We start from the raw sequence: 18,073 nt of genomic DNA on the forward strand, positions 1-18,073 counted from the left end.
CATCGGCTCCGCACACGGCGCCCCGGCCACCCCGTCCTGGCGACGAGCTTGCCATCGGCCCGTTCACCCGGTCCACGGCCACCGCGTGCCACAGCCCGCAGGCACCCGTTCGCCCCGCAGACACCCGTTCGCCCCTCGGGCACCGGCTCGCCACGCAGGCGGCGACTTGACCCGCACGCGTCGCCTGGCACCGCGGACTCGATCCACGCGCCAGCCAAGCCCCCGGGCATCGGCTCCTGGCGACGAGTTCGCCATCGCCTTGGCAACCTCCGGCGGGCGAGTCCTCCAGCCACCGGCACCCGGCCTCAGCGAGCCGGGCTGCTCAACGCGTGCGCGGCCGCCAGTGCCTCCGCCGTCTCCGCGGCCATCCGTCGCACCTCGAAGTCCTCCGCGGCCTTCTCCCGGGCCGCGTGGGCCAGCTTGCGCCGCAGCGCCAGGTCCGTGCTCACCCGGTCCAGTGCGCCCGCCAGCGCCGGCGCGTCCCCAGGCGGGACGATCATCGCCGCGCCGGCCAGTTCCTCCACCGTCTCCCCGACGGCCGTCGTCACGCAGGGCAGGCCGTGCGCCATCGCCTCCAGCACCGCCAGCGACAACGTGTCCCGCCGCGACGGAAGGCAGAACACGTCCAGCCCGCGCAGGAAAGCGCTGACATCCCGCAACCGCCCGAGGAACCGCACCGGCAGCCCGCGCGCCCGCTCCGCCAGGTCCCGCCCGTCGCCGGCGACCAGCACCCGCACCTCGCGCCCGCGCCGCCGCAGCGCCGCCACCGCGGGCAGCAGGTCCAGCCCCGTCACCCCGATCGCGCCGATCACCACCGGTGCCCGGTCCGACGGCTCGACCGGCTCCGGCGGCACCTCGACACCCGGCCGGATGCGCCGCACCCGCTCCGCGGGCGTGCCCAGCTCCCGCAGCCGCGCCTCGACGATCCGCGACGGCGCCACCGCGCCGGCCAGCCGCCGGTAGCAGTCCCAGACCACGCTCGACTCCGGCGCGCCCCCGGTGCGGTGCAGCGTCGCCACGGTCGGCGCCACCGACTCCGCGGCCTGCAGCGCGGCCAGGTTCGCCCCCGCGTCGGCCAGGTTGACGTGCACCACGTCCGGCGAAAGCGCTCGCAGCGCGCCCTCGATCTGCGGCGCCCACACGCTCCGCACCGCCGACGGCACGATCTGCTTCGGCACCCGCTCCGGGAACGCGCCGGCGAGACCCTCGCCCACCACGAGGCTCGGCGCCACCCACGGCGGCAGGAACCGCAGCAGCCGCCGGACGTAGACCTCCGCGCTGCCGAACCCCTCGTTGTCCACCACCAGTGCCACGCTCAGGCGTCGCATCGCCACCTCACGTAGTCGGCATACCGGATCATCTACCCGTTCTGTGATCACCCACACCTAACCGTCCGGTCAAGACTCTGACCGATCGGTTAGCATGGTCCGTGTGGAACACGTGACATGCTGTGTAGTAGGCGGGGGCCCGGCCGGGATGATGCTCAGCGTCCTGCTGGCCAGGGCCGGAGTCAAGGTGACCGTCCTGGAGAAGCACGGGGACTTCCTGCGGGACTTCCGCGGGGACACCGTTCATCCGTCGACGCTGCGCCTTTTGGACGAACTCGGGCTGGGCCAGAAGTTCGCCGCGGTACCCGGCCCGGAACTGACCGAGATGCGGATGCGGGTCGCCGGCGAAACCGTGGTGGCGGCGAACTTCGGCCGCCTGCCCGGCCGGCACAAGCACATCAGGATGGTCCCGCAGTGGGACTTCCTGGACCTGCTGGCCTCGGCCGAGCCGATCGACCTGCGCATGAACACCGAAGTGACCGGTCTGCGCCGGACCAACGGCCGCGTCACCGGCGTGACCTACCGCGACGCCGACGGCGAGGGTGAGCTGTCCGCCGATCTGGTGGTCGCGTGCGACGGCCGGGATTCCCTGGTGCGCCGGGAGGCCGGTCTGCGACCGCTCGAATTCCCCCTGCCGATGGACGTGTGGCAGGTGCGGATTCCCGCGCCACCGCACGAAGAGCGCGACGGCCGGGTGTTCGGGGTGTTCGGCAACGGGCAGGTCGCGGTGACGATGGACCGCGGCGAGTACCACCAGACCTCGTACCTGATCCGCAAGGGCGAGGACGCGCAGCTGCGCGCCCGCGGCCTCGAGTGGTTCCGCGGTCGGCTCGCCGAACTGTTCGGCTGGGACGCCGAGGTGCTGGCCGACATCCGCTCGTGGGACGACGTGAAGCTGCTCGAGACGTCGATGGGCCGGCTGCCGCAGTGGTACGTCGACGGCCTGCTGTGCCTGGGCGACGCCGCGCACACCATGTCGCCGGTGGGCGGGGTCGGGGTGAACCTCGCGATCCAGGACGCGGTCGCGGCCGCCCGGATCCTCGCCGGGCCGCTGTCCGCCGGACGGGTGTCCACACAGGACCTGGCGAAGGTCCAAAAGCGACGCGAGTTCCCGACGCGGGTGGCTCAGCGGGCACAGCTGGGCGAGCACGAGATGCTGCTCAAGCCCGCGCTCGACGGCACCCTGACCCGCGTGCCGCCGCCGCTGCGCGCGGTGCAACGGATCCCGGCGCTCGCGGTGGTCGCCGCGTACCTCGGCGGGATCGGCGTGCGCCCGGAACGCGCACCCGCCTTCGCGCGCCGCTAGGTGCAGGGACGTTGTCGACGGTGGCCGGTGTGTCGGGCGCGTGGGGTGAAGGTGCTTGACGCCTTCCCGGACTAGGTGCACCTGGTCAGGAGGTTGGTAGCCGCCGGATGGTGTTGACCGGGGGACAGCCTCTCGGCAGTCGCCCGGGGCGCGACCGCTAGGAGATCGCCGCCAGTACGAACCGCTCCAGCTCGTCGGCGGCCGCGTCCAGGTCCAGTTCCGGGTGCGCGAGCCAGTGCGACACCACGCCGTCGATCGCGCCGCCGATCGCCAGCGCGATCGTCCGGGTGTCGAACTCGCGCAGCTCCCCGGCGCGCTGGCCGTCCTCGAGCAGGCCGGCCAGCACCTGCCAGCGGCCGCCGGCGTCGTGCGAGCCGGGCGTCTTGAGCCTCGTGCCGTTCGCGTCGTCGAGCAGCACCTCGGTGATGAGCCGGACGTGCCGCCGGTGCGCCGACTGGTACCCGATCATGGCCCGCACGTAGGCGGTCACCGCCGACCGCGCGTCCGGCTGCCGGTCCACCCGGTCCCGCACGTAGTCGCCGAACTGCCGGAACACCTCCTCCAGCGCGGCCTGCGCGAGGTTCTCCTTCGACGAGAAGTGGTAGAGCACCGCGGCCTTGGAGATGCCCGCCCGCTCGGCGATCGCGGACAGCGACGTGCCGCGGTAGCCCTTGCTGGAGATCAGGTCGATGGTGCACTCGATGATCTGCTCCCGGCGGGCACGCTCGGTGAAGGTCATGGGCCGGGACATGCCCCGATCCTAGAGGTTGCCCGCCCGCGCCGGGGGTATCCGGCCGGAATGCTGAGTTCGATCCTGCGGGGCGCCGCCGCCGGGGCGGCCGGGGCCACCGCGCTCAACGCCGCGACCTACGTCGACATGGTGGTCCGCGGGCGAGCGGCCAGCTCGCTGCCGGAGGAGGCGGTCGAGAAGATCGCGCGCACCCTCGGGGTCCGGATCCCCGGCGGCGAACAGCAGAAGCAGGCCCGGGAAGTCGGCCTCGGCGCTCTCCTCGGGCTGGTCACCGGCACCGCGGTCGGCGCCGCCTACGGCGCGGCGCACGGCGCGGGCTGGCGGCCGGACGTGCTCCGCGGCGGCCTCGCCGCGACCGGCGCCGCGCTGGTCGCCGCGAACGGGCCGATGACCGTCCTGCGCATCACCGACCCGCGCCGCTGGAGCGTCGCCGACTGGATCAGCGACCTGGTCCCGCACGTGGCCTACGGGTTCGTCACCGCCGCGACGTTCGCCGCCACGGTGCGGAAACGCCGCCGCTGACCCACCCGTCCGGGGGAGGTGTATGCGGAACGGGCCGGGGGTATCCCGGCGCCAGGGCTGGATCCAGGAGGGAACCATGGGCAGGCACCGCATCGACGACGGCGGCACGGACCTGAAGTGGGGCGGTCCGGCCCTCGTCACCGAAGCCCGGCACATCGCCCGGAGCAGGCACGCGCGGCCCGAGGACGAACCGGCGACGCAGCCGCTGGAAGGCGCTCTCACCGGAGAGGTCGCCGTCGCCCCCTGACCGGCGGAAAGCGCTGCGCGGCGGAAAGCGCTGACCGGCGGAAAGCGCACGGCAACGTGCCGCGAACGGGTGCCGCCCGTTCGGGTTGATTAGTGCGAATCGGGATCGGGTACTGCTCCCGCCGTGAGACCAGAGGTGGTCGTGGTCGGGCAGATCGCCCGTGACCTCGTCCTGCGCGTGGGTGACGCCCCGGCGGCCGGCGAGTCGGCGGCGGTGCGCTCGCGCGACGAGGTGCTCGGCGGCAAGGGCGCGAACCAGGCCGTCGGGGTCGCCCAGCTCGGCCTGCCGGTCGCGTTGCTCTCGGTGGTCGGCGACGACCGCGCCGGGCACGACCTGCTGACCCACGCCGCGGCCGACGGCATCGACGTCTCCCACTGCGTCGTCCGCGAGCACGCCCGCTCGGCCCTCGTCGTCAACGTCGTCGACGACCACGGCCAGTGGCGCTACCTGGAAGACATCCCCGAGGACGTCCTCGTCGCCGAACACGACGTGCTCGCCGCGGCGGGACTGCTCCGGGAGGCGTCGTCGGTGATCCTCCAGCTGCAGCAGCCGCCCCGCACCGCGATGACCGCCGCCCGGCTCGCCCGCCAGGGCGGCGCCCGTGTGGTCCTCGACGGGGTTCCGCCGGAGAAAGACCTGCTGTCGTGCGCCGACATCCTGCGCGCCGACGCCAGGGAAGCGGAAATCCTCACCGGAGGGCCCGTGACGGACGTGGCCGAAGGGGTCAAGGCGGGCGTCATGCTGCTCGCGCACGGGCTCGATCTGGCCGTACTGGAAGTCGCCGGCCACGGCAACGTGTTCGTCAGCCGGGCCGGCTACGAGTTCCACCCGCACGGCGACGGGCACGTCGTCGACACCACCGGTGCGGGAGATGCCCTGGTCGCGACCCTGACCTGCGCGCTCACGCGCGGTCAGGACCCGCGCACCGCCGCACGGGCGGCGGTCGCGGCAGCGGCGAGCACAACCGAACACGCCGGGGGCCGACCCCGGCTGAACCCCGGCATCCTCGAGTCGCGGAAGCAGCCATGACCATCAGTCAGCCCCGACCGGCAACCCGGATTCTGATCGCCCCGGACCGCGCCGCACCCCCGGTGCCGTGCGAAGAATGCGGTTACTCCGCGCTGCGGATCGCCAAGCTCGTCGATGAAGCCGACGAGCCGTTGGCGACCCTGCTGGTTTGTACCAATTGCCGGGCGCATACGCCTCTGCCTGAGTTGCCTGCTCCTCGGCAGCCGTAGGCCCCTCCCGAATCCGGGTGGCGGTGGACGATCAGCCGCTGGGTGATCTCCGCGTGCCGGCGGGAGAAGTCCGCCGCGCCGTGCGCGGGGTCAATACGAAAGCTCCTTCGCGGCGGCCTGGGCAGTGGCCAGCTCCTGGCACAGCCGCACCGTGATCTCCTGCGCCCTGGCCAGCGCGGCCGTCGCGTCGAAGACCGAGGTGATCAGCGTTTCGTAACCGCCCTGATCACCGGGCACGTCCAGATTTCCCAGCCACAGCTGCCGTTCCAGCCAGGTGCCCAGTTCGGGCAGGCTCCGGGCGACGTTCTGCGACAACAACTTCAGTGATCCGAGCACCTGGTAGATCTCCGCGGCCCCGTCGATCCCGGTGTCGCCGCCGACACCGGAGGCGCGGTGGTACAGCCCACGCGTCGCCAGCTGGGCCTGTTCCGCCAGCCCGCCGCAGCTGGCCGTCACCTCACTGTTCCGTGACACGTCCATGTTCGCCGGTCCCCTGTCTGACGCCGGTCGTAGTGCTTCAGCCTTCCCGTTCACCACCGAAACCAAACCGGTGTCGGCCGAAACGTTCAGTAACGGTTCGGTGCGGGTAGGTGTTTCCCGGGGGTTCCGACGAGAGGGGAGAGGTGCGATGGCGTCGACCGTGTGGCTGGGCCGGTTCGAAGGCATCCGGGTGGGTCTGCATTGGAGCGTCTTCGGCATGGCCGGGGTGCTGGTCGTCGCGTTGTCGGTCACGCAGTGGGCGCCGCTCGCGCCCGGGCAAGGGGTGTTCGCCTACATCGTGGCGAGCGTGATCACCGCGGCGCTGTTCGTGCTGTCGCTGTGCGCGCACGAACTCCCGCACGCCCTCGTCGCCCGCCGCTCCGGCCTCGAGGTCCGCGAGGTGACCCTGTGGCTGCTCGGCGGGGTCACGCGGCTGCGCGGCGAACCGCGATCAGCCGGGGTGGAGTTCCGCGTCGCGTTCGCCGGGCCGCTGATGAGCCTGCTGCTCGCGGCGATCTTCGGCTTCGCCACCTGGATGACCTCCCCGATGGGCAACTCGCTGTCCGGCGCGGTGCTCGGCTACCTCGCGGTGCTCAACCTGGTTCTGGGCGTGTTCAACCTGATCCCGGTGGCGCCGCTGGACGGCGGCCGCGTGCTGCGCTCGATCCTGTGGGGCGCGTGGAGCGACCGGCACCGCGCCACACTCGGCAGCGCCCGCGCCGCCCGCGTCCTCGGCTTCGTCGTGTGTGCGTTCGGGGTGCTCACCCTGCTGCGCGGGCCGATCGGGCTCGGCGTGTGGCCGTTGCTGGTCGGCCTGTTCATCGTCCACCTCGCGCTGGCCGAGGAACGCGACGCCGAACTCGGCACCAGCCTGGCCGCCATGCGGGTGCGCGACGTGATGACGATGCGCCCGGCCACCGCGCCCGCCGCCACCACCGTGGCGACCTTCCTCCGTGACAACGCCTTGCTGCGCCAGCATTCGGCGTATCCGCTCGTCGACCCGGTCGGCCGGTTCGCCGGGCTGGTCACGCTGACCCGCATGCGGGCGGTGCCGCCGGAGCAGCGGCCCAACACCCTGCTCGGGGAAATCGCCTGCCCGCCAACGGAAATCCCGCGTGCCACCCCGGACGAACCGCTGCTCGCGCTGCTGCCCCGGATGTCCGGGTGCGCCGACGGCCGGGCGCTGGTGTTCGACGCCGACCGGCTCGTCGGGATCGTGTCGCCGTCGGACATCAGCCGCGCGGTCACGCTCCGCGGTCTCGGCGTGGACTGGCACGGCGGCGCGGACGTGACTGTCGCGCGAAGCCCGTCCAGCCCGCCGCTGGGCCGCCCGGCCACCCAACGCTGGCCGTGAGTTTCGGCACCCGCGCGCACGGGAATCCCGGTCCGCGATGAGCCACGAACACACCCAGCGGGACGTCCGGCGCCTGGCCGGCCGTCTCGTGGACGATCTCGGCAGGCACGATCTGACCGCGGTGTCCCGCGCGCTGCCCAGGATGATCGGCCGCGACGCACCCGAGGCGGCCCTGCTCCGGCCGCTGTGCGCGGAGCTGGTCACCGTGATCGCCCGCGAGGTGCGGGCGCGCGCGGCACCGGGCGGGGCGGATCTGTTCACCGTCGTGCTGTCCGACGAGGGCGACGAGGGCGTGCCGATCGACGACCTCCAGCCACCGCTGCGGGCCGTGCTGCGCGCCGTCCTCGCCGAGCTCAACCACGACAGCGACGGGCTGGACGCGCAGCTGGAGTTCATCGCCGGGGACCCGGATCCGTGCGGGCAGATCGACGCGCTGATCCACCTGGTGTCCTGGGCCCACGACCTGCCGCGCACGTGAGCGGCGCGTGGTGGCGCGACGCCGTCATCTACCAGGTCTACATCCGCAGCTTCGCCGACGGGAACGGCGACGGCGTCGGGGACCTGGCCGGCATCCGCGCGAAACTCCCCTACCTGGCCGGTCTCGGTGTGGACGCGCTGTGGATCACGCCGTGGTACCCGTCCCCGATGGCCGACGGCGGCTACGACGTGGCCGACTACCGCGACATCGACCCGGTGTTCGGCACGCTCGCCGACGCCGAGGCGCTGATCGGTGAGGCGCACCGGCACGGGTTGCGGATCATCGTCGACGTCGTGCCCAACCACACCAGCTCGGCGCACCCGTGGTTCCGGGCCGCGGTGGCCGCCGGGCGCGGTTCCCCCGAGCGGGAGCGGTACGTCTTCCGCGACGAGCCCAACGACTGGCGCAGCGTCTTCGGCGGCTCGGCGTGGAGCCAGGTCGACGACGGCCAGTGGTACCTGCACCTGTTCGACGCGTCGCAACCGGACCTGAACTGGGACCACCCGCAGGTGCGCGCGGAGTTCCTGGACGTCCTGCGGTTCTGGCTCGACCGCGGGGTGGACGGGTTCCGCATCGACGTCGCACACGGCCTGATCAAGGACCCGGCGCTGCCCGATCTCGGCCTGGACCACGAGGGCCTGGTCGAACCGCCGGACCGCAGCGACCACCCGCACTGGGACCGGCCGGAGGTGCACGAGATCTTCCGGTCCTGGCGGGAGCTGGCCCGCCACTACGGCGACGACCGGATCTTCGTGGCCGAGGCGTGGGTGGACAGCCCGCGGCGGCTGGCCCGGTACGTGCGGCCGGACGAGCTGCACACGGCGTTCAACTTCGACTTCCTGCGCTGCCCGTGGGACGCGGCCCGGTTGCGGTCGGTGATCGATTCCAGCATCGGCGCGCTCGCGGAGGTGGGCGCGCCGGCGACCTGGGTGTTGTCCAACCACGACGTGAAACGGCACGTCACGCGGTACGGCGGCGGGCTGCCGCGGGCGCGGGCGGCGCTGTTGCTGATGCTCGCGCTGCCCGGCGGGGCGTACCTGTACCAGGGCGAGGAGCTGGGGCTGGAGGAGGTCGAGGACCTGCCGGAGGAGGTGCTGCAGGACCCGACGTGGGAACGGTCCGGGCGCACCAAACGCGGCCGCGACGGGTGCCGGGTGCCGCTGCCGTGGTCCGGCGCGGAGCCGCCGTTCGGGTTCTCCACCGGCACGCCGTGGCTGCCGCAACCGGCGCACTGGGCGGCGAAAACCGTGGCCGCGCAGGAGAACGATCCGGCGTCGGTGCTGTGCCTGTACCGGGACGCGCTGCGGATCCGCAAGGAGCACCCCGCCTTCGGCGACGGGGAACTGTCGTGGTTGGACAGTGCGCCGGACGTGCTGGCCTTCCGCCGCGAGCCGGGGGTGCTGTGCGTGGTCAACCTCGGCTCGCTGCCCGTGGCGCTCCCGCCGCACCGGAAGATCCTGCTCGCCAGCGGCGAACCGGGCGAGGACCTCGCCCCCGACTCCGCGGTGTGGCTGTCGGTCTAGGCGCGGCGTTTGCCCGGCCGCGGCCGGGGTAGGCCTGGGCACATGTCCGAACTACCGCTGCCCGAATACGACGAGCTGCCCCTGGCCTCGCTGCAGCACCGGATCCGGTCGCTCGACGAGGAGCAGCTCGACCAGCTGATGGCCTACGAGCTCAAGCACGCCAACCGGCTGCCGGTGCTGGAGCTGTTCCGCGTCCGCAAGCGCCAGCTGCACGAGGGCGCCGAGCCCTCGCACGGCGAGCACACCGAAATCCCCGAGGTGACCGGCCACGCCGGCGGCTCCCCCGCGAGCCGGCAGACGGCGGCCGAGCCCACCACACCGCTGCGGCACGGGGTCGCGGACCAAACCTCGCACCGCGGGCGCCGCTGAGCCACGCGCACGCAGGTCAGGCAGTCAGCCGCTCGCGCACGCGGCGCAGCGTCTCGCGCACGTTGGCCTCCGTCACGGCCTCGATCGCGTCGTCCAGCGAGAGCCACTTCAGCGGCGCGTCCGGCTTTTCCGGCCGCGCCGCTTCCGGCTGCCCGGCCGCCAGCACGTACCGCAGGTCCGCGTGCTCGTGCGCGGGCTCGGCGCCCTTCGCCGGCACCGGGACGATCACCGCGTGCAGCAGGTCCGCCGTCGGCCACGGGCGCAGATCCGCCAGCCCGGTTTCCTCCCGCCCCTCGCGCAGCGCGATGTCCAGCGGGTCCGTCTCCCCCGGATCGCCGTGCCCGCCGACCTGCAGCCACGCCTGCTGACGCTCGTGCCAGCGCAGCAGCACCCGGCGCGTCGGCGGGTGGACGATCACCGCAGAACCCGTGACGTGCAACGGAATCTCTCGCGCGAACGGGTCCGGCGCGCTCGCCAGCAGCTCCCCGATCCGCGTGAGATCAGCGTTCTCGACGTCGTCCCGCGCCGTGTATCCCTCCAGCATGCCCGCAGCCTACGACGTTTCCGCCCCACGGATGCGGGAACACCCCGCCGGTGTCCAGACACGACGAACTCCGCCGCACCGCGCGGGACACCTTCGGCTGGGCCGAACTGCGCGACGACCAGCTCACCGCGATGGAGGGCCTGCTCGACGGCCGGGACGTGCTCGCCGTCATGCCCACCGGCTCCGGCAAGTCCGCGATCTACCAGATCCCCGCGCTGCTGCTGGACGGGCCGACGCTCGTCGTGTCGCCGCTGACCGCGCTGCAGCGCGACCAGGTCGGGCAGATCGAGGACAGCGACGCCCCGGACGCGGTGGCGGTCAACTCCGCTCAGCCCGCCCGCACCACGACCAAGGCCTGGGACGCGGTCACCCACGGCGACGCCGAGTACCTGTTCCTCGCGCCGGAACAGCTGGCCAAGGACGAAGTGCTGGAGCAGCTGGACGAGATCCGGCCGAGCCTGTTCGTCGTCGACGAGGCGCACTGCGTCTCGGCCTGGGGCCACGACTTCCGCCCCGACTACCTCCGCCTCGGGCAGGTCATCGAGCGGCTCGGGCACCCGCGCGTGCTGGCCCTGACCGCGACCGCGGGCGGGCCGGTGCGCGACGACATCGTCTCCCACCTCGGCCTGCGCGATCCGGTGCGTGTGGTGTCCGGGTTCGACCGGCCGAACCTCTACCTCGCGGTGCACCGCGCCACCACCGAGGAGGACAAGCGGGCCGCCCTCCTGCGCTGGGTGCGCGACGCCCCGAAACCCGGTCTCGTCTACGCCGCGACCCGCAAGGACAGCGAACGCTACGCCGACGAACTGGGCGCGGTGGCCTTCCACGCGGGGATGACGGCGGCCGACCGCAAACGCGTGCACGAGGACTTCCTCGCCGACCGGGCCGGCGTGGTGGTGGCGACCTCGGCGTTCGGCATGGGCATCGACAAGCCGAACGTGCGGTTCGTGGTGCACGCGTCGGTGCCGGAGTCGGTGGACTCCTACTACCAGCAGATCGGCCGCGCGGGACGGGACGGCGAGCGGGCCGACGCGCTCCTGTTCTACCGGCCCGAGGACCTGGGCCTGCAGAAGTTCCTCACCGCGCGCCCCTTCGACGACGAGGGCACCCGCGAGGTCGCGGAGGCGCTGCACGACCACGACGACCCGCACGACCTGGACCTGTCGCACCGCCGCGTGATGAACACCCTGAACCTGCTCGACCAGGCCGGGTTGGTCGAGGACACCGGCGAGGGCTTCCGGTACACCGGCACCGATCCTGCGCAGGACACCGAACGCGCCGCCGAAGTGGCCGAGCAGCGCAGGAAGCTGGACCGGTCCCGCGTCGAGGTGATGCGCGAGTACGCCGAGACGTCCGCGTGCCGCCGCCAGTTCCTGCTCGGCTACTTCGGCGAGGTGCTGGACGAGCCGTGCGGCTTCTGCGACACCTGCGACGCGGGTACGGCCGCGGAGCAGGCCCCGTCCGACGGCGAGTTCCAGCCGGGCACCCCGGTCCGCCACGCGGAGTGGGGCGCAGGCCAGGTCGTCCGCCGGGAGGCCGACAAGGTCACGGTGCTGTTCGACGAGGCCGGCTACCGCTCGCTGTCCCTGCCCGCGGTGCGCGAACGGAACCTGCTCACCGAGGAGTGACGCCCGCGAGTTCTGCGTTCAGGGCGCGTAGGCGTCCAGCCCGAACAGGTCGAACAGCTTCTGCTGCACCGCGTCCCGGCAGGTCAGCAGCCTTCGGGTGCGGGGGCGGCCGCCGGTCGACGGGTAGCGCAGCACCGTCTCGCCGATGCGCGACAGCAGGTCCAGCAGCTCGCGCACGGACAGGTCCAGCCCGGCCCGGTCGGCCTCCTGCCGCATCACGTGCGTCACCGCCGTCGCCAGCACGCTGACCAGCGAGTGCACCGCGATCCGGTGCTCGGTCCAGTGCCGCCGCGGCGCGGAAGCCGCCACGAACGGGCCGTTGAGCTGCCGGAACGTCGAGTCCAGGTGGTAGCGCGCGCGGTAGGCGGTGATGACGTCGGCGACCGGCCAGTCGTGGTCGGTCACCAGCAGCTGCTTGCCGAAGTAGTCCTCGTCCAGGCGCGAGCGGGCGTTCTCGTCGACCCGCCACTCGAGCCGCAGCTCGGCCGGGCGCGTCCCGGTGAGCCGCGTGGACAGCACGCGGTCGACCCACCGCACCCGCGTGATCCGCGCGATCTCCGTCAGCACCTGTTCGCGGGGCCGCCGGTTGGTGCCCGCCGCCAGCGCCAGCGCCAGGCCGTCGAGCTGGCGCGTCGCGCTGCTCAGCGCCTGCGCGAACCCACGCGCCTGCGCCGCGTGGAGCTTCGCCGAGTGCGTAAGCACCACGCGCCGCGTCACGCCGGACACCACCGCGTGCGTGTCCAGCGCCGTCACGCCGGCGAAGCGGTCCGGGTCGACCGACCGCCGCGCCGACGCCGGCCGCGTCAGCAGCTCGGGGTAGTCCCCCAGCGGCAACGCGCCGACGAAGTGCCTGCCGTCGTCGAGATCGAGTTGCGCGTGCTGGCCGGTCTCGAACACCAGCGTCACCGGACCGGCCACGCGCGACGCGAGCCGGTCCGCCGCGACCCCGAACGGCACCGCACCCTCCCGCGCGTACACCGCCGACGCGAGCGGGATCGCGCCGTCCCGCGTGACCACTGTGCTCAGCCCGACCGGGGACGCCGCCGCGGTCTCCGATTCGGCGTAGGTCGCGAAGTTCGGCACGTCCACCGCGAGCAGGATCGGCTCGCCGAGGTGTTCCCGCACCCGCGCCGACACCGCCTCCTCGATCCGCTCCAGCTGCGGCCGCGTCAACCGCCGCGTCGCGCGCCAGAACTCGTCGTCGCGCACCGCGGCCGCCGCGATGCGCGGCCGCACGAACCGGCTCGCCGCGCTCTCCGCCCACCACTGCGCCAGATCCGTGCCCGGCGCGGTCGCGCGGTGCAGGACGGACAACGCGAAGTACGTCCCGATCGAAACTTTCGCCTTGCGCGATCCGAGCACCGCGTCGATGGCCGACCGCACCTGGAGCCGCTCCAGGGTGGACCACACGGCGGCGACGTCACCGAACGCCAGATGCCGCGTACCGTCGGGTGAACCGGCCGCGCCGTCCAGAGCTGCGGCGATGTCTTCGGCGGTGCCGAGATAACGCTGCGAGGTGATCCGCGGCGAGCCGTTCACCCGCCCGGTGTGCGCGAGGTAGTAGTAGGTCCTGCCGCCGACCCGCTTGCCGATCACCGAAGTCACACTTTAGGTAATACGCCTGCCCGTCCCCCGGCGCAATGACCACGGCCACGGTGAGCAGCGGAAACAGGGGTGCCACCACCGGGTGTGGCCGATCTTGCGCGGTCTGGTCCTGGCACCGCCGACCAGGGCGGTCCTAGCGTTTCCGGTATGGCATCCGCTCCCACCGCCTCCGCGATGCGCCGCGCGCTGGCTCGCGCCCGCGACGGCAAGACCCTCGACATCACCGAGGCGACCGTGCTGTTGCACGCGCGCGACGAAGACCTCGAAACGCTGTCCGAGCACGCCTCCCGCATCCGCGACGCCGGACTGGCCGAAGCCGGCCGCGAAGGCGTCATCACCTACAGCCGCAAGGTGTTCATCCCACTCACCCGGCTGTGCCGCGACCGCTGCGGATACTGCACTTTCGCAACGGTTCCGGGCAAACTGGACGCCCCGTTCCTGTCGCCGGACGAGGTGCTGGAGATCGCCCGGCAGGGCGCGGCGATGGGCTGCAAGGAAGCACTGTTCACCCTCGGCGACCGCCCCGAGGACCGCTGGAAGCAGGCCCGCGAGTGGCTGGACGCGCACGGCTACGACGACACGCTGTCCTACGTGCGCGCGATGGCGATCCTGGTGCTGGAGCAGACCGGTCTGCTGCCGCACCTCAACCCCGGCGTCATGAGCTGGCAGGACCTGCAGCGCCTCAAGCCGGTCGCGCCGTCGATGGGCATGATGCTGGAGACCACCGCGACCCGGCTGTGGAGCGAGCGCGGCGGCCCGCACTACGGCTCGCCGGACAAGGACCCGGCCGTGCGGCTGCGGGTGCTGGAGGACGCCGGCCGGACGTCCGTGCCGTTCACCACCGGCATCTTGATCGGCATCGGCGAGAACTACGAAGAGCGCGCGGACTCGCTGTTCGCGATCCGCAAGGTGGCGCGCCAGTACGGCGGCATCCAGGAAGTCATCGTGCAGAACTTCCGCGCCAAGCCGGACACCAAGATGCGCGCGACCCCGGACGCCGACCTGCAGGAGCTGGCCGCGACGATCGCCGTCGCGCGGCTCGTGTTCGGCCCGAAGATGCGCATCCAGGCGCCGCCGAACCTGATCGGCAGCCAGTACGACCTCATGGTGCGCGCGGGGATCGACGACTGGGGCGGGGTTTCGCCGCTCACACCCGACCACGTCAACCCCGAGCGCGCCTGGCCGCAGATCGACGAGCTGGCCCGGCAGACCGAGAAGGCCGGTTACACGCTGCGCGAGCGGCTCACGATCTACCCCGAGTACCTGCTCGCCGGTGAGCCGTGGCTGGACCCGCGCGTCGCCGGGCACGTCGCCGCGCTGGCCGACCCGAAGACCGGCCTGGCGCGCGAGGACGCGGTGCTGGAGGGCCGCCCGTGGCAGGAGCCGGACGGCGGCTGGCAGGACCAGGCCGGCACCGGGCGCACGGACCTGCACGTCGAGGTCGACACCACCGGCCGCACCGAGGACCGGCGCAGCGACTTCGATTCGGTGTACGGCGACTGGCGGGAACTCGCTTCGCAGGTTCCCACCGCGCCGCGCCGGATGGACACCGACATCGCGGAAGCCTTGCGCCGCGCGGAACGCGACCCGGCCGGACTGTCCGATGCGGACGCTCTCGCGTTGTTGCACGCCAACGGCGCGGAGCTGGAAGCGCTGGCGTCGCTGGCCGACGGGTTGCGCCGGGACGTCAACGGTGACGACGTGACGTTCGTGGTCACGCGGAACATCAACTTCACCAACGTCTGTTACACCGGCTGCCGGTTCTGCGCGTTCGCCCAGCGGCGCACGGACGCCGACGCCTACACGCTGTCGCTGTCGCAGGTCGGGGACCGGGTCGACCAGGCGTGGGAGGCCGGGGCGACGGAGATCTGCATGCAGGGCGGCATCCACCCGGACATGCCCGGCACTGCGTACTTCGACCTGGCGGCCGAGGTGAAGCGCCGGCAGCCGGACATCCACCTGCACTCCTACAGCCCGATGGAGGTCGTCAACGGCGCGTCCCGGACGAACCTTTCCATTCGCGACTGGCTGACCCGCGCGCACGAGTCCGGTGTGGACTCGCTGCCGGGCACGGCGGCCGAGATCCTGGACGACGACGTGCGGTGGGTGCTCACGAAGGGCAAGCTGCCGACGTCGAGCTGGATCGAGGTGGTGTCCACGGCGCACGAGCTGGGCATCCCGACGACGTCGACGATGATGTACGGGCACGTCGACACGCCCGCGCACTGGGTCGGGCACATCAAGCTGATCGCCGACCTGCAGCGGCGGGCGCTGGAGAAGACCGGGCGGCGCGGGTTCACCGAGTTCGTGCTGCTGCCGTTCATCCACCAGAACGCGCCCATCTACCTGGCCGGGCTGTCCCGCCCGGGCCCGACGAAGCGGGAGAACCGGGCGGTCCACGCGCTGGCGCGGATCCTGCTGCACGGGTTGATCGACAACATCCAGTGCTCGTGGGTGAAGCTGGGTGAGGACACCTGCCGGGACGTGCTGAACGGCGGGGTGAACGACCTCGGCGGGACGCTGATGGAGGAGACGATCAGCCGCATGGCGGGCGCGGACAACGGCTCGTACAAGACGATCAGCGAACTGGAGGCGATGGTCGCCCCGATCGGCCGCCCGCTGGTCCAGCGCACCACGACGTACGGCCGCCCGTCCCCGGAGCGCGTGGCGGCGGCCCTGGCCTCCGACGGAGTGGCCCAGGCCGTCCGGCGACCACTGTCGCTGCCGATCGTCAGCTGAGAGAAGACGCCGCTGGGGGCGGGCGTTCCACCCCTCCCGGCGGCGTCTTGGCCGCTGCGTCAGCTCAGGTTGTCCGTCGTCACCTCGTCCAGGAAACGCGCGAGGTTGGCGAGCATCCGCTCCACCCGCTGCTCGAGCGGTGCCCGGTCCACCGGGTTGTGCACCGCCGGGCGGCGTTTGCCCCTCAGGTACAGCCCGCACGCCAGGTCGGCGCACGCGTAGGTCCCGACGGTGTTGCCCTGTTTCCCCGCCGCGCCGACCCGGCGCGCCGCGAACAGCGACACGTCCGTCGCCGCGTGGATGGTTCCGCAGAACGCGCACAGCGACGACTTCAGCGAGCTGCGGTGCTTGGCCGCCGCCCGCAATGCGACACCCACCACATTCCCCCCGTAGGGCGCCACGAGATAGGCGTTCTGGGCGGCCTTCGGATCACGCCAGCCGAGGAAGTCCACTTCGGACCAGTCCAGTCCGGCCAGTCCCGCCGGCAGGGACAACCGTTGCGCCTCCCCCTTCGAACAGTTGATGAACGACTTGCGAATGCTGGTTTCGTCGAGGGGTTGCACGGCCGGAATGATCCGTCGCACCGCCGCCGCCGGGCAAGTCAATTAGGATCGACGACGATGAGCACGAAGATCGCGTGGCCGGTGCCCGCCCCGGAACTGCCCGGCGACGTCCACCCCGCACTCGCCGCGATGGCCCGCGCCGCCAGCGCCGCCTACGGGGACGCCCGCCGCCGCCACACCCGCGCCGAACTGGCCGAGAAGGTCGCCGACGGCGCGGACGGCACCCCGACGATGCGCGTGGACGAGATCGTCGAGGCCGCGATCGCCGAGGAAGCGAACCGCCACCGGGTCAACCTGCTCAGCGAGGAGGTCGGCTTCGTCGACCACGGTTCCGCGGTGACGCTCGTCGTCGATCCGGTCGACGGCTCCAACAACGCCGCCAACGGCGTCCCGCTGAGCTGCTTCGGCGGCACGGTCGCGGTCGACGGGCAGGCCACCGAGGCGCTCACCGTGTGGCTCGACACCGGCCGCGCCTGGCACGCCCGCGCCGGCGAGCCGGCCCCGTTCCGCACCACCGGCCGCACGAGCCTCGACGGCGCGACCGTGAACCTGCTCCGCCCGCACCGGCGCAATGCCGAGGCGTGGATGCGCGTGGCCGACCGGGCGCAGCGCGTGCGGATCCTGTCCACCACGGTCCTGGAGTGCGCGCTGGTGGCCGAGGGGTCGGTCGACGCGTTCTGCGACCCGGGCTCGGACACCCACCGCCTGGTCGACCTCGCGACGGCGATGGTCACGGTGCCCGCGGCCGGCGGCGCGGTGATCGACGTGCACGGCCGCCCGCTGGAGATCGACATCGACCTGACGCGCCGCTGGTCCGGCATCGCCGCCGCGAGCCGCGCCCTGGCCGACGAGCTGGCCGCCACGGTCCTCGGCTGACCCGACGCGGCGAGGCCACCCGCACCTCAGCGGCCGCCACCGCGCGACCACCGTGGCCGATGGACTGCCACCCCGCCCGGCGGCCCACCGGCCACGCCGCTGCTTTCGCGCTCGGGGCCGCTCACCCTCGCCGGCTGCCTCGGCGCACCACCGCCCCAGGCCCGCCGGCCGGCCGCCCCTCGGCCACGCCGCCGCCCGACCGGCACAGCCGCTTTCGCCCTCCGGGGCCGCTCACCCTCGCGGCGGCCTCCGCGCACCACCGTCCCAGGCCCGCCGGCCGGCCGGCCCAGCGCCCAACCGACACAGCCGCATTCGCCCCTGGGACCGCCCACCTCCCCACCGCCCCAACGCACCACCACCCCAGACCCACCGGCCGGCCCGGCCACCCCTCAGCCGCTCCCGCTCACCACTGCCCCAGGACCACCAGCCAACCGGCCACTCCCCTCCGCCCGGGCGCCACCCGCCGGCCCCGCGCCCTCCCGCACCCGACCGGGTCCAATGGCCCTACCGACCCCGGGCGCC

17 protein-coding genes are annotated in these 18,073 nt (G+C 72.9%); 11 read left to right on the top strand and 6 right to left on the bottom strand.

Annotation, left to right across the window (positions count from 1 at the left end; translation table 11 throughout):
• Positions 1–305: 305 nt before the first annotated feature.
• Positions 306–1,328, bottom strand: a complete 1,023-nt coding sequence (locus tag IE290_RS32265) for a glycosyltransferase family 4 protein (protein ID WP_191248501.1) — start codon at positions 1,326–1,328, stop codon at positions 306–308.
• Between the two features lie 103 nt (positions 1,329–1,431).
• Here IE290_RS32265 and IE290_RS32270 point away from each other — a divergent pair, with 103 nt between their 5' ends.
• On the top strand, positions 1,432–2,634 hold the full coding sequence (locus IE290_RS32270) for an FAD-dependent oxidoreductase (RefSeq protein WP_195830860.1): 1,203 nt from the start codon (positions 1,432–1,434) through the stop codon (positions 2,632–2,634).
• A 157-nt stretch (positions 2,635–2,791) separates the two neighbouring features.
• Here the strand turns inward: IE290_RS32270 and IE290_RS32275 are convergent, their stop codons facing one another.
• Positions 2,792–3,385: a TetR/AcrR family transcriptional regulator gene (locus tag IE290_RS32275; protein WP_191248503.1), complete on the bottom strand. Its 594-nt coding sequence runs from the start codon at positions 3,383–3,385 to the stop codon at positions 2,792–2,794.
• 48 nt (positions 3,386–3,433) lie between these two features.
• Between IE290_RS32275 and IE290_RS32280 the strand changes: the two genes are divergently transcribed.
• The 3 genes from IE290_RS32280 to IE290_RS32290 all read left to right on the top strand — a co-directional run bounded on the left by IE290_RS32280 (position 3,434) and on the right by IE290_RS32290 (position 5,183).
• Positions 3,434–3,907 carry a hypothetical protein gene (locus IE290_RS32280; RefSeq protein WP_191248504.1) on the top strand — a complete coding sequence of 158 codons (474 nt, stop codon included), beginning with the start codon at positions 3,434–3,436 and terminating at the stop codon, positions 3,905–3,907.
• Positions 3,908–3,983: 76 nt separating this feature from the next.
• Entirely contained in the window at positions 3,984–4,154 is a 171-nt protein-coding gene (locus IE290_RS32285) for a hypothetical protein (protein WP_191248505.1), read from the top strand.
• 123 nt (positions 4,155–4,277) lie between these two features.
• The gene (locus tag IE290_RS32290) at positions 4,278–5,183 is read left to right on the top strand and encodes a PfkB family carbohydrate kinase (RefSeq protein ID WP_229874840.1); all 906 of its coding nucleotides are present in this window, start codon (positions 4,278–4,280) and stop codon (positions 5,181–5,183) included.
• A gap of 299 nt (positions 5,184–5,482) precedes the next feature.
• On the opposite strand, the gene IE290_RS32295 is transcribed toward IE290_RS32290, so the two are convergent.
• Positions 5,483–5,872 (bottom strand): hypothetical protein, encoded by a 390-nt coding sequence (locus tag IE290_RS32295; protein ID WP_191248506.1) that lies wholly within the window; start codon positions 5,870–5,872, stop codon positions 5,483–5,485.
• Between the two features lie 148 nt (positions 5,873–6,020).
• On the opposite strand from IE290_RS32295, the gene IE290_RS32300 reads away from it, so the two are divergent.
• The 4 genes from IE290_RS32300 to IE290_RS32315 are packed head-to-tail and all read left to right on the top strand — an operon-like array spanning position 6,021 to position 9,596.
• Complete coding sequence (locus tag IE290_RS32300; protein ID WP_191248507.1) at positions 6,021–7,226, top strand: site-2 protease family protein; 1,206 nt, start codon at positions 6,021–6,023, stop codon at positions 7,224–7,226.
• A gap of 37 nt (positions 7,227–7,263) precedes the next feature.
• Positions 7,264–7,704 carry a hypothetical protein gene (locus IE290_RS32305; protein WP_191248508.1) on the top strand — a complete coding sequence of 147 codons (441 nt, stop codon included), beginning with the start codon at positions 7,264–7,266 and terminating at the stop codon, positions 7,702–7,704.
• On the top strand, positions 7,701–9,227 hold the full coding sequence (locus tag IE290_RS32310) for a glycoside hydrolase family 13 protein (RefSeq protein ID WP_191248509.1): 1,527 nt from the start codon (positions 7,701–7,703) through the stop codon (positions 9,225–9,227). Before IE290_RS32305 ends, IE290_RS32310 begins: the two co-directional genes overlap by 4 nt.
• Before the next feature lie 42 nt (positions 9,228–9,269).
• On the top strand, positions 9,270–9,596 hold the full coding sequence (locus IE290_RS32315; RefSeq protein WP_191248510.1) for a DUF8129 domain-containing protein: 327 nt from the start codon (positions 9,270–9,272) through the stop codon (positions 9,594–9,596).
• 16 nt (positions 9,597–9,612) lie between these two features.
• Here IE290_RS32315 and IE290_RS32320 read toward each other — a convergent pair whose 3' ends face one another.
• On the bottom strand, positions 9,613–10,140 hold the full coding sequence (locus IE290_RS32320; protein ID WP_191248511.1) for an NUDIX hydrolase: 528 nt from the start codon (positions 10,138–10,140) through the stop codon (positions 9,613–9,615).
• Between the two features lie 50 nt (positions 10,141–10,190).
• Here IE290_RS32320 and IE290_RS32325 point away from each other — a divergent pair, with 50 nt between their 5' ends.
• A complete protein-coding gene (locus tag IE290_RS32325) occupies positions 10,191–11,768 on the top strand; it encodes a RecQ family ATP-dependent DNA helicase (protein ID WP_191248512.1) in 1,578 nt (525 codons plus the stop codon).
• An 18-nt stretch (positions 11,769–11,786) separates the two neighbouring features.
• Here IE290_RS32325 and IE290_RS32330 read toward each other — a convergent pair whose 3' ends face one another.
• Complete coding sequence (locus IE290_RS32330; protein WP_191248513.1) at positions 11,787–13,373, bottom strand: IS1634 family transposase; 1,587 nt, start codon at positions 13,371–13,373, stop codon at positions 11,787–11,789.
• Between the two features lie 147 nt (positions 13,374–13,520).
• On the opposite strand from IE290_RS32330, the gene IE290_RS32335 reads away from it, so the two are divergent.
• Positions 13,521–16,112 (top strand): bifunctional FO biosynthesis protein CofGH, encoded by a 2,592-nt coding sequence (locus tag IE290_RS32335; RefSeq protein ID WP_191248514.1) that lies wholly within the window; start codon positions 13,521–13,523, stop codon positions 16,110–16,112.
• A gap of 59 nt (positions 16,113–16,171) precedes the next feature.
• On the opposite strand, the gene IE290_RS32340 is transcribed toward IE290_RS32335, so the two are convergent.
• Positions 16,172–16,675, bottom strand: a complete 504-nt coding sequence (locus IE290_RS32340; protein WP_191248515.1) for an FBP domain-containing protein — start codon at positions 16,673–16,675, stop codon at positions 16,172–16,174.
• Between the two features lie 57 nt (positions 16,676–16,732).
• On the opposite strand from IE290_RS32340, the gene IE290_RS32345 reads away from it, so the two are divergent.
• Positions 16,733–17,551, top strand: coding sequence for an inositol monophosphatase family protein (locus IE290_RS32345; RefSeq protein WP_191248516.1), 819 nt, complete (start codon positions 16,733–16,735; stop codon positions 17,549–17,551).
• The last annotated feature ends 522 nt before the right edge of the window (positions 17,552–18,073 follow it).

The organism is Amycolatopsis deserti (assembly GCF_014653945.1).
Lineage (GTDB): Bacteria > Actinomycetota > Actinomycetes > Mycobacteriales > Pseudonocardiaceae > Amycolatopsis_E > Amycolatopsis_E deserti.

What these genes read in the sequence shown, in the direction of transcription:
- IE290_RS32265 (WP_191248501.1), bottom strand. Translation starts at nt 1,328, where the DNA reads ATGCGACGCCTGAGCGTGGCACTGGTGGTGGACAACGAGGGGTTCGGC.
- IE290_RS32280 (WP_191248504.1), top strand. Translation starts at nt 3,434, where the DNA reads ATGCTGAGTTCGATCCTGCGGGGCGCCGCCGCCGGGGCGGCCGGGGCC.
- IE290_RS32335 (WP_191248514.1), top strand. Translation starts at nt 13,521, where the DNA reads ATGGCATCCGCTCCCACCGCCTCCGCGATGCGCCGCGCGCTGGCTCGC.
- IE290_RS32275 (WP_191248503.1), bottom strand. Translation starts at nt 3,385, where the DNA reads ATGTCCCGGCCCATGACCTTCACCGAGCGTGCCCGCCGGGAGCAGATC.
- IE290_RS32305 (WP_191248508.1), top strand. Translation starts at nt 7,264, where the DNA reads ATGAGCCACGAACACACCCAGCGGGACGTCCGGCGCCTGGCCGGCCGT.
- IE290_RS32345 (WP_191248516.1), top strand. Translation starts at nt 16,733, where the DNA reads ATGAGCACGAAGATCGCGTGGCCGGTGCCCGCCCCGGAACTGCCCGGC.
- IE290_RS32295 (WP_191248506.1), bottom strand. Translation starts at nt 5,872, where the DNA reads ATGGACGTGTCACGGAACAGTGAGGTGACGGCCAGCTGCGGCGGGCTG.
- IE290_RS32285 (WP_191248505.1), top strand. Translation starts at nt 3,984, where the DNA reads ATGGGCAGGCACCGCATCGACGACGGCGGCACGGACCTGAAGTGGGGC.
- IE290_RS32300 (WP_191248507.1), top strand. Translation starts at nt 6,021, where the DNA reads ATGGCGTCGACCGTGTGGCTGGGCCGGTTCGAAGGCATCCGGGTGGGT.
- IE290_RS32315 (WP_191248510.1), top strand. Translation starts at nt 9,270, where the DNA reads ATGTCCGAACTACCGCTGCCCGAATACGACGAGCTGCCCCTGGCCTCG.
- IE290_RS32320 (WP_191248511.1), bottom strand. Translation starts at nt 10,140, where the DNA reads ATGCTGGAGGGATACACGGCGCGGGACGACGTCGAGAACGCTGATCTC.